The 8958-nt window shown below is 67.1% G+C and carries 12 protein-coding genes; 4 read left to right on the top strand and 8 right to left on the bottom strand.

Features of this window, described 5'->3' with window-relative positions; genetic code table 11:
• Positions 1-9 precede the first annotated feature (9 nt).
• From N7590_RS21200 to purE, 3 genes are all read right to left on the bottom strand, one after another.
• Positions 10-351 carry a carboxymuconolactone decarboxylase family protein gene (locus tag N7590_RS21200; protein WP_008268125.1) on the bottom strand — a complete coding sequence of 114 codons (342 nt, stop codon included), beginning with the start codon at positions 349-351 and terminating at the stop codon, positions 10-12.
• 126 nt (positions 352-477) lie between these two features.
• A complete protein-coding gene (locus N7590_RS21205; RefSeq protein ID WP_053449286.1) occupies positions 478-1626 on the bottom strand; it encodes a 5-(carboxyamino)imidazole ribonucleotide synthase in 1149 nt (382 codons plus the stop codon).
• Positions 1623-2126 carry a 5-(carboxyamino)imidazole ribonucleotide mutase gene (gene purE, locus N7590_RS21210; RefSeq protein ID WP_005412808.1) on the bottom strand — a complete coding sequence of 168 codons (504 nt, stop codon included), beginning with the start codon at positions 2124-2126 and terminating at the stop codon, positions 1623-1625. Before purE ends, N7590_RS21205 begins: the two co-directional genes overlap by 4 nt.
• Positions 2127-2184: 58 nt before the next feature.
• On the opposite strand from purE, the gene N7590_RS21215 reads away from it, so the two are divergent.
• The 4 genes from N7590_RS21215 (at position 2185) to N7590_RS21230 (ending at position 4826) form a co-directional block, all read left to right on the top strand.
• The gene (locus N7590_RS21215; protein WP_005408847.1) at positions 2185-2454 is read left to right on the top strand and encodes a Trm112 family protein; all 270 of its coding nucleotides are present in this window, start codon (positions 2185-2187) and stop codon (positions 2452-2454) included.
• On the top strand, positions 2451-3302 hold the full coding sequence (gene nadC, locus N7590_RS21220) for a carboxylating nicotinate-nucleotide diphosphorylase (RefSeq protein WP_053511397.1): 852 nt from the start codon (positions 2451-2453) through the stop codon (positions 3300-3302). Before N7590_RS21215 ends, nadC begins: the two co-directional genes overlap by 4 nt.
• Before the next feature lie 104 nt (positions 3303-3406).
• Positions 3407-4408, top strand: a complete 1002-nt coding sequence (locus tag N7590_RS21225) for a DUF2272 domain-containing protein (RefSeq protein ID WP_053449284.1) — start codon at positions 3407-3409, stop codon at positions 4406-4408.
• A gap of 67 nt (positions 4409-4475) precedes the next feature.
• Positions 4476-4826, top strand: coding sequence for a DUF3301 domain-containing protein (locus N7590_RS21230; RefSeq protein ID WP_049436544.1), 351 nt, complete (start codon positions 4476-4478; stop codon positions 4824-4826).
• A 38-nt stretch (positions 4827-4864) separates the two neighbouring features.
• Here the strand turns inward: N7590_RS21230 and N7590_RS21235 are convergent, their stop codons facing one another.
• The 5 genes from N7590_RS21235 to petA form a co-directional block, all read right to left on the bottom strand.
• Positions 4865-5317 (bottom strand): ClpXP protease specificity-enhancing factor, encoded by a 453-nt coding sequence (locus N7590_RS21235; RefSeq protein WP_008264860.1) that lies wholly within the window; start codon positions 5315-5317, stop codon positions 4865-4867.
• A gap of 84 nt (positions 5318-5401) precedes the next feature.
• A complete protein-coding gene (locus N7590_RS21240; protein WP_005415948.1) occupies positions 5402-6037 on the bottom strand; it encodes a glutathione S-transferase N-terminal domain-containing protein in 636 nt (211 codons plus the stop codon).
• 134 nt (positions 6038-6171) lie between these two features.
• A complete protein-coding gene (locus N7590_RS21245; protein ID WP_164241059.1) occupies positions 6172-6921 on the bottom strand; it encodes a cytochrome c1 in 750 nt (249 codons plus the stop codon).
• Complete coding sequence (locus N7590_RS21250) at positions 6914-8173, bottom strand: cytochrome bc complex cytochrome b subunit (protein WP_006429450.1); 1260 nt, start codon at positions 8171-8173, stop codon at positions 6914-6916. Before N7590_RS21250 ends, N7590_RS21245 begins: the two co-directional genes overlap by 8 nt.
• Positions 8173-8793, bottom strand: a complete 621-nt coding sequence (gene petA / locus N7590_RS21255) for a ubiquinol-cytochrome c reductase iron-sulfur subunit (protein ID WP_053511666.1) — start codon at positions 8791-8793, stop codon at positions 8173-8175. The genes N7590_RS21250 and petA overlap by 1 nt, the downstream gene beginning before the upstream one ends.
• Between the last annotated feature and the right edge of the window lie 165 nt (positions 8794-8958).

Raw genomic sequence — 8958 nt, forward strand, 5'->3', positions numbered from 1 at the left:
AGCGTGGCATCACGCGCTCTCGTGTGCGGCCACCGCGTCCATCACCCGCGCCGAATAGACCAGCGCGGCGCCGGCATTTAGCGACACGGCCACGCCCAACGCTTCGGCAATCTCCTCGCGGCTGGCGCCGTGCTTCAACGCGGCATCCACGTGCACGGTGATGCAGCCATCGCAGCGGGTCGTGACCGCCACCGCCAGCGCGATCAGCTCACGGGTCTTCGCATCAAGGTGGTTGGTCTGCGCGCCGGCGTTGGACAGGGTTGCGTACCCCTTCACTGTATCCGGCGAGAGCTTGCCGATCTCGCCGATGCGGCCCTTCAGTTCCTTGCGGTAGGCATTCCAGTCAAGCATGGTCGTGACTCCTGGGAAAGGAGCCCCACGCTACCACCGGGAACGTTGCGCCGATGCCTGCACCGGCGCGCCACATCGTTGCAGGAATACCGGGGAATGCCGGCCGCTGGCCGGCATTCCTCCTGCTCAGCGATTGCGCAGGGCGTGCGCGGCCGGCGCCACCTGGGACGGGCGGCCCAGCTCCAGCCCAACCTGGTCCAGCGCATCGGCCAGTGCCGCAGCATCATCATCGCGCAGCGTGGCATGACCGACCTTGCGGCCCTCGCGTGGCTCCTTGCCGTAGTCGTGCCAATGGCCGCTGGCCTGGGCCAGCACTGGCGCAGGATCGGGCATCGCGCCCAGCCAGTTCAGCATGCAGGCATGGCCGAGCATGCGGGTGCTGCCCAGCGGCAGGCCAAGCACGGCGCGCAGATGGTTCTCGAACTGCGAGGTCTCGCTGCCTTCGATGGTCCAGTGCCCGGAGTTGTGCACGCGCGGCGCCATCTCGTTGGCCAGCAGTTCGCCATCGCGGCAGAACAGCTCCAGCGCGAACACGCCCACGTACTGCAGGTGCTCGGCAACGCGACGGGCATAGCCGATCGCAGCCTGCCGCTCGGCGTCGGACAGCACGGCCGGCGCCACGCTGGCCGACAACACGCCGTCGACATGCCAGTTGCCGGTAACCGGCCAGGCCTCGAAGCTGCCATCGCGGCCACGCACGGCGACCACGCTGACCTCGCGCTGGAAGGCCACGAAGCCCTCCAGGATCAGGCCCGTGCGCTCGACCTGCGCACCCAGCGCATCCCAAGCGGCGTCGATGTCGGCCTCGCTGCGCAGGCGGAACTGGCCCTTTCCGTCATAGCCGAGGCGGCGGGTCTTGAGAATGCACGGCAGGCCGAACGCGGCCGCCTTCTCAGCCAGCTCGTCGCGGCTGCGGATGTCGGCGAAGGCCGGCAGCGGGATGCCCAGCTGCTGGAACAGGGTCTTTTCGCTCAGCCGGTCCTGGGCCACGGCCAGCGCGGCCGGCGGCGGGTAGACCGGCACGCGGTCGGCCAGGAACTGCGCGCTGTCGGCGGGTACGTTCTCGAAATCGAAGGTGACCACATCCACCTTCGCCGCGAAGTCCGCCAGCGCCTGGCGGTCATCGAAGGCGCCGACCGTCAGGGGCGCCAGCGGGCCACTGCAGGCGTCGGCCGCCGGATCGTACAGTTCGAAGCGCAGTCCCAGCGGCGCACCGGCCAGGACCATCATGCGGGCGAGCTGGCCGCCGCCCAGGATGCCGACGGTCAGGCTCATTGGCGCGGGTCGTCGTGGGCCATCACGTCTTCGGTCTGGCGCGCACGGAAGGCGTCGAGCGCCTGGCCGATCGCCGGCTGGTCGCTGGCCAGCATCGCTGCAGCGAACAGCGCGGCATTGGAGGCGCCGGCATTGCCGATGGCAAAGGTGGCGACCGGGATGCCGGCCGGCATCTGCACGATCGACAGCAGCGAATCCATGCCGTTGAGGGCCTTGGACTGCACCGGCACGCCCAGCACCGGCACGGCGGTCTTGGCGGCGATCATGCCCGGCAGGTGCGCGGCCCCGCCGGCACCGGCGATGATCGCGCGCAGGCCACGCGGGCCCGCCTGCTCGGCGTAACTGAACAACACATCCGGCGTCCGATGCGCGGACACCACCTTCACTTCGAACGGAACACCCAGGGCTTCAAGCTTCTGGGCGGCGTGCTGCATGGTTTCCCAGTCGGAACGGGAACCCATGACGATGCCGACAAGCGGCGCGATCGGGTTGGGGGTCATTGGCCGTCACCTGCCTTAAAGACGTATTCTAGCCATCTTCCACGCAAGACGAAGAACCATGGATCGCAAGCTGCTCGACCTGCTGGTGTCGCCGGACACCCGCCAGCCCCTGTCCCTGCTGGATGGCAAGGGCCTGGAAGCCCTCAACAAGGCCATTTCCGCCGGCGCGGTGAACAAGGCCGATGGCAACCCGCTGGCGCAGCCGCTGCGCGAAGCGCTGGTCACCCGCGACCGCAAGCAGGTGTTCCGCGTCGACGACGGCATTCCGGTGCTGCTGGCCGAGGAAGCCATCCCGACCGCCCAGATCGCCGACTTCCCGGCCGCATGAGCACGCTGCCGACGCCGGATGCGGCCGTTGTCGCCGCCGATGTCGCGCGTGCGCTGGCCGAGGACCTGGGCAGTGGTGACGTCACCGCCGCCCTGCTGCCCGACCAGGCCGACAGCGCCTACCTGCTGTGCAAGCAGGATGGGGTGATTGCCGGCCGCCCCTGGTTCGACGCCACCCACCGTGCGCTCGACCCGGACGTGCGCATCGAATGGCAGGTTTCCGAAGGCGACGCGGTCACCGCAGGCACCGTGCTGGCCCTGCTGTACGGGCGCAGCCGCAGCCTGGTCAGCGCCGAACGCACCTCGCTGAATTTCCTGCAGACGCTGTCCGGCACCGCCACCACCACTGCCCGCTATGTGGCCGCCGTGGCCGGTACCGGCACGCGCATCCTCGACACCCGCAAGACCCTGCCCGGCCTGCGCCTGGCGCAGAAGTACGCCGTGCGCTGCGGCGGCGGCGACAACCACCGCTTCGGCCTGTACGACACGGTGATGCTGAAGGAAAACCACATCCGCGCCGCCGGTTCGCTGGCCGCCGCCGTGGCAGGCGCACGCCGGCAGTGGCCCGCGCTGCCACTGGTGGTCGAGGTGGAGGATCTGGCGCAGCTGCGCCAGGCCCTGGAGGCCGGATGCGAACGCATCCTGCTGGATGACTTCAGCCCCGACCTGCGCCGCGAGGCCGTGCGCATCACCGCCGGCCGTATCCCTCTGGAAGTCTCCGGCAGCGTCGGCCTGGGTGGCCTGCGCTCGATCGCCGAGGATGGCGTGGACTGCATTTCCATCGGCGGCCTGACCAAGCACGTGCAGGCCATCGATCTGTCGTTGAAGCTGGGCCCGCCGCCGGGTTGAGGTGACGGTCGCATGGTGCCGGCCAGCGGCCGGCACTACCGTTCTCACACCCTGCGTTCACGACGGCACTGCGACGCTGCGGCCATCCCCCACAGGAGCCGCGCATGCGCCGGATGCTCTTGCCTGCCTGCCTTCTGCTCGCGACCGTCCCCTTTTCCGCAGCGGCTGCGGAGGCCTGTGACGTACCGCCCCGCTACGGCCTGAGCCCGTTGGCAGTGGCCATCCGCAACACCGCCTGCAACGAACACCGGCTGTGGTTCCGGCCATTCATCGATCGCGATGGTCGCGCTGCAAGCCTCAGCGTCACCGAGGCCGAGAGCGAGCATCTTGCCGACAACGGCCTGATCGCCTGGCAGCGCGTGGCCGGCTATTGGCGTGACAGCGGCACGCTCAACGCGATGGGCAGCATCGCCGGCGCCAGCAGCTGCCTGGCGCCGCTGGGCACGCGCTACACCGACAGCGACTGCCGCGCGTTCCTGGTCGACAACCCGTGGTCGGCCGCCTTCATTTCCTGGGTGATGGTGCGTGCCGGCGTGCCCGGCTTCAACACATCGCCGCGCCACATCGACTACATCCGTGCTGCCTACCAGGGCGGCCCTTCCGGTGTGCCCTATCGGCTGGTTGATCCCGCGACCGCAAAGCCCGCGCCGGGCGATCTGCTGTGCTTCCTGCGCGACCGCAGCACCACGCTGAGCTACAGCGGGCTGGTACAGGCGCTCGGCAATGGTTCGGTCGGCCACTGGAAATCACATTGCGAAGTGGTGGTGGCGGCCAACCTCGGCGGCGACCAGACCCTGTACCTGGTGGGGGGCAATGTGATGAATACCGTGGCAATGCGGCTGCTGCCGCTGGACCGCACCGGGCTGATCCAGCTGCCGCCGGCACGCGAACGCAGCAGCACCGGCATCGACCCCAGCTGCACACCGGGCCGCGAAGACGAATGCAGCTTCAACCGCCAGGACTGGGCAGCACTGCTGCAGCTGACCGCCACATCACCCCTGGTGATGCCCTCGCCCACTGCGACGCCGATGCAGACCGCGCCGGCGCCGCAACCGGCCATCGTGCCCGCGCAGCCAGTGTCCAGCGAGCCGCAGCCGCGGCGGTGACTGCAGCGCTTGATCCAGCGCGTGTTCGCCGCCATCTTTGCCGGATCGACCTCTGACCGCTGACGCCATGCCCACCCTGCTGCTGTTGCTGATTGCCGGCGGAATCATCTATTTCTTCTGGAACGCCGCCCGTTCGGCCGCCGAGCGCGCGGTCGAGCTGGGCCGCAATGCCTGCCGCGCCGCCGATGTGCAATGGCTGGACCAGGCAGTGCACGCCACCGGCCTGCGCCTGTCGCGCGGCGAGGACGGCCGGCTCGGATTCGAGCGCACCTTCAAGTTCGAGTATTCCTATGACGGCATCGATCGCCACGTGGGCCGCATGGTGCTGCGCGGCGACCAGCTGATCTCGTTTACCGGGCCCGGCGCGGCACGGATCAGCCAGATCCGGCCGGATGTGGACGATGCCGAGGATGTGTAAGGTTTAAAGGCGTGCCGACCAACGGTCGGCACCCACCCTTACTTGACCACGCGCAGGTTCGGGCGACCCTTGGGCGGCGGGCTGGCCGGCGGCGTATCGTCCGGCGGCGTACCTTCGTCATGCAGCAGTTCATCGCTGGTCGGCGCGGTCTCGTTGCCCGGGATGTCGTCCGGCAGCGCCATGCCCTGCCCGGTCTCGCGGGCGTAGACGGCCAGCACGGCGCTGATAGGCACCTGCACCGGATAGCTGGTGCCGGAGAAGCGCGCCGAGAAGCTCACCATCTCGTTGTCGATCATCAACCGCACGACGGCACGTTCGGCGATGTTGAGCACCACCCGGCCATCCTTGACCGCCGAAGGCGGGACCTGCACGCCGGGGACGCCGGCGTCGACCAGGATGTGCGGGGTCAGCTGGTTGTCGTTGATCCATTCCACCAGCGCCCGCAGCAGGTACGGGCGGTGGCTGGTCATGTGGAAGAAGTCTTCGGTCATGCGTGAAGTGTACGCGCCCGGCGCCCCGCCGGGGCGGATCGCCTGCACACCGGTCGGCGTGCAGACGGGTAAGGCATGGCCGGATCAGACCGGCAGATCGCGCAGCTTCTTTTCCTGCTCGGTCAGGCTGCGGACGAAACCCGGGTGGCGGAAGATGCGGTTACCGTAGTCCTCGATCGCCTTGCCGTCCTTGGGCAGCGGCACGTCCAGTGACTGCAGGCGCCAGATGATCGGTGCCATCGCGCAGTCGGCCAGGCTCATTTCCGGGTTGAGGAAGAACTTGCTGGCCTTGAACAGCGGCAACGACGCAGTCAGCAGTTCCTTCAGGCGCTTGCGACCGGCCTCGGCCTGGGTCTTGTTGCCCAGCTGGATGGCCTGCACCTGCGGCACCCAGTCGTGCTCGATGCGCAGCATGGCCAGGCGGATGCGCGCGCGAGAGAGCGGATCGACCGGCATCAGCGGCGGATGCGGGTAGCGCTCGTCCAGGTATTCGCTGACCACCGACGCGGCATACAGCACCAGTTCGCGCTCGACCAGGGTTGGCACCGAGTGGTACGGATTGAGGTCGATCAGGTCTTCAGGCGGGTTCTGCGGATCGACCGGAACGAAGTCGAAGGTGACCCCCTTGGCCGCCAGGACCAGGCGTACACGGTGGCACAGCACATCGTCGTTCGAGGAAAACAGCGTCAGTGTATTGCGCATGCGTACGCTCGCCGCCATCAAAGGCTCTCCTACGACAGGAGACCGCCTGCCGCATCGGCGCCGCCAGCACCGTGCCAGCGGTCGACTCCTCCCCGAGTGTGCAACCGACCATCACAAAAGCCAATAGGCCCGTGCGATGGCCGGCCGCAGAATCAGTGAACGTCCTTCCAGTATTCCTTCTTCAGCAGGTACAACAGGAAGGTCAGCAGGGCCAGGAACAGGATCACCCACACGCCCAGCTGCTGCCGCTTCAGCGCGGCCGGCTCGCCGGCGTATTCGAGGAAGTTGGTGATGTCCCGCACGGCCTGGTCGTACTGGCCGGCATCGACCGAACCCGGCGTTTCGATACGCAGGCCGGTCACTGGCGGGTCCATGCCCGGCGCCTCGGGCTTGCCGTGCACGGCGTGCTGCAGGCCCTGCATCTCCCACAGCGGGTTGGGCATGGACGCGTTGGCAAACAGCGCGTTGTTCCAGCCCAGTGGCCGGCTGCTGTCCAGGTAGAACGACTTGAGGTAGGTGTAGACCCAGTCACTGCCCCGCACCCGCGAGATCAGGCTGAGGTCCGGCGGCATCTTGCCGAACCATTTCTCGGCATTCTCCTTGGGCATCGCCACCGGAATCGGGTCGCCGATGGCCGAGCCGGTGAAGTTGAGGTTGTTCATCACCTCTTCCTCGGTCAGGCCCAGGTCCTGCGCCATCCGCGAATAGCGCAGGTACTTCAGCGCGTGGCAGCCGGAGCAGTAGTTCATGTACAGCTGCGCGCCGCGCTGCAGCGATGCGCGGTCACCGAGGTCGTTGCCGGCCTGCAGCAGCTTGGTGCCGCCCTCGGCGGCGGAGGCCAGGAAACTGCCCAGCATCAGGGTGGCCGCCAGGGCCAGCCGGACCATCCAGCGCTCAGTCATGCGTGGTCACCCTCTCCGGTACCGGCTTGGTCTTGTCCAACCTTGTCCATAGCGGCATGGTGATGAAGAACGCGAAGTACAGGAAGGTCAGCACCCGCCCGATGTAGGTCTCGTGCACGTCGGTGCCGGGGCCGGAACCGATCACGCCCAGCCACACGAAGCACACCGCCAGCACGCCCAGCATCACCTTCGAGATCCAGCCGCGGTAGCGCACCGACTTCACCCGCGCCTTGTCCAGCCACGGCACCAGGAACAGGATCGCGATGGCCGAGAACATCACCAGCACGCCGCCCAGCTTGTTCGGCACCACGCGCAACATCGCGTAGTACGGCGTGTAGTACCAGACCGGCTTGATGTGTTCCGGGGTGACCAGGCGGTTGGCCTCGGTGAAGTTGTCGTGCTCCAGGAACAGGCCGCCGAAACCGGGCGCGAAGAAGATGATGAAGGCCGCGATGATCAGCAGGAAGCCGGCGCCGACGCCATCCTTGAGCGTGTAGTACGGGTGGAACGGAATGCCATCGGCCGGCGCATTCGGCGACCAGCGGTTGCCCTTCGGGCCCTTCTTGATCTCCACGCCATCCGGGTTGTTCGAGCCCACTTCGTGCAGCGCGCCCAGGTGCAGCACCACCAGCAGCAGCAGCACCAGCGGCAGTGCGATGACGTGCAGCGCGAAGAAGCGGTTGAGCGTGGCGTCGCTGGGCAGGTAGTCGCCCATGATCCATTCGGTCAGGCCGTTGCCGATCACCGGTATCGCGCCGAACAGCGAGATGATCACCTTGGCGCCCCAGAACGACATCTGCCCCCACGGCAGCACGTAGCCCATGAAGGCTTCGGCCATCAGCACCAGGTAGATCAGCATGCCGAGGATCCACACCAGCTCGCGCGGCTTCTGGTAGCTGCCGTACAGCAGGCCGCGGAACATGTGCAGGTAGACCACGATGAAGAACAGCGAGGCCCCGGTGGAGTGCATGTAGCGGATCAGCCAGCCCCACTCCACGTCACGCATGATGTATTCGATGGAACCGAACGCCTCGGCGGCGTTGGTCTTGTAGTGCATCGTCAGGAAGATGCCGGTGACGATCTGGTTGACCAGCACCAGCAGCGCCAGCGAACCGAAGTAGTACCAGATGTTGAAGTTCTTCGGCGCGTAGTACTCGCTGACATGCTTGCGGTACACCGGCATCAGGCCCGGCGCGCGGGCATTGACCCAGTCGGCGACGCCGCTGGCGGTACGGCTGAGGATATTGGCCATCAGGCTGCCCCCTGCGGATCGACACCGATGATGATGGTGTTGTCGTCCTGGTAGTGGTGCGCGGGCACCTTCAGGTTGATGGGCGCCGGCACGTCCTTGAAGACGCGGCCGGACATGTCGAAGCGCGACTTGTGGCAGGGGCAGAAATACCCCCCCTTCCACTGCGGGTCGTAGGGCTCGGGCCGGATCTCGGCGACCATTTCAGGCGAGCAGCCCAGGTGCGTGCACAGGCCGACCAGCACGGAGATGTCCGGCTTGATCGAGCGCAGCTCGGGGTTCTGCTTCAGCACGTAGTCCGGCTGCTGGTCCTTCTCGTCGGACTCGGGGTCCTTGAGGCGGCCATCCAGTCCGTGCAGCGCATCGAGGATCGCCTTGGACCGCTTGACGATCCAGATCGGCTGGCCGCGCCATTCCACGATCAGGCGTTGGCCTTCCTGCAGGGCGCTGATGTCGGCCACCACCGGTGCGCCGGCAAGCTTGGCGCGGGCACTGGGGTTCCAGGACTTGATGAAAGGAACTGCGGTGAATCCGACGCCGACGGCGCCCACCACGGCTGTGGTGGCAGAAAGAAAACGCCGACGTCCGGTGTTGACTGGATCGTGTACCCCATCGTTGGCCATCCGGCACTCCGATATTGATTAGGTAGCTTTAAGGCTGCCAGCGGATCCGGTGGGGGCCAGAGCCGCATTGAATCTTGGACGAGTGTAGCGGAACCGTCGCGCGCCACACAACGCACTGCAACAATCTTTTGAAGGCGTGCCGACTGACAGTCGGCACCTACCGTT

It is taken from the genome of Stenotrophomonas sp. GD04024, assembly GCF_029837545.1.
GTDB classification, from domain to species: Bacteria; Pseudomonadota; Gammaproteobacteria; order Xanthomonadales; family Xanthomonadaceae; genus Stenotrophomonas; species Stenotrophomonas forensis.

Coding starts and splice junctions, on each gene's coding strand:
- N7590_RS21200 (WP_008268125.1), bottom strand. CDS start 351: ATGCTTGACTGGAATGCCTACCGCAAGGAACTGAAGGGCCGCATCGGC.
- N7590_RS21205 (WP_053449286.1), bottom strand. CDS start 1,626: ATGAGCCTGACCGTCGGCATCCTGGGCGGCGGCCAGCTCGCCCGCATG.
- purE (WP_005412808.1), bottom strand. CDS start 2,126: ATGACCCCCAACCCGATCGCGCCGCTTGTCGGCATCGTCATGGGTTCC.
- N7590_RS21215 (WP_005408847.1), top strand. CDS start 2,185: ATGGATCGCAAGCTGCTCGACCTGCTGGTGTCGCCGGACACCCGCCAG.
- nadC (WP_053511397.1), top strand. CDS start 2,451: ATGAGCACGCTGCCGACGCCGGATGCGGCCGTTGTCGCCGCCGATGTC.
- N7590_RS21225 (WP_053449284.1), top strand. CDS start 3,407: ATGCGCCGGATGCTCTTGCCTGCCTGCCTTCTGCTCGCGACCGTCCCC.
- N7590_RS21230 (WP_049436544.1), top strand. CDS start 4,476: ATGCCCACCCTGCTGCTGTTGCTGATTGCCGGCGGAATCATCTATTTC.
- N7590_RS21235 (WP_008264860.1), bottom strand. CDS start 5,317: ATGACCGAAGACTTCTTCCACATGACCAGCCACCGCCCGTACCTGCTG.
- N7590_RS21240 (WP_005415948.1), bottom strand. CDS start 6,037: ATGGCGGCGAGCGTACGCATGCGCAATACACTGACGCTGTTTTCCTCG.
- N7590_RS21245 (WP_164241059.1), bottom strand. CDS start 6,921: ATGACTGAGCGCTGGATGGTCCGGCTGGCCCTGGCGGCCACCCTGATG.
- N7590_RS21250 (WP_006429450.1), bottom strand. CDS start 8,173: ATGGCCAATATCCTCAGCCGTACCGCCAGCGGCGTCGCCGACTGGGTC.
- petA (WP_053511666.1), bottom strand. CDS start 8,793: ATGGCCAACGATGGGGTACACGATCCAGTCAACACCGGACGTCGGCGT.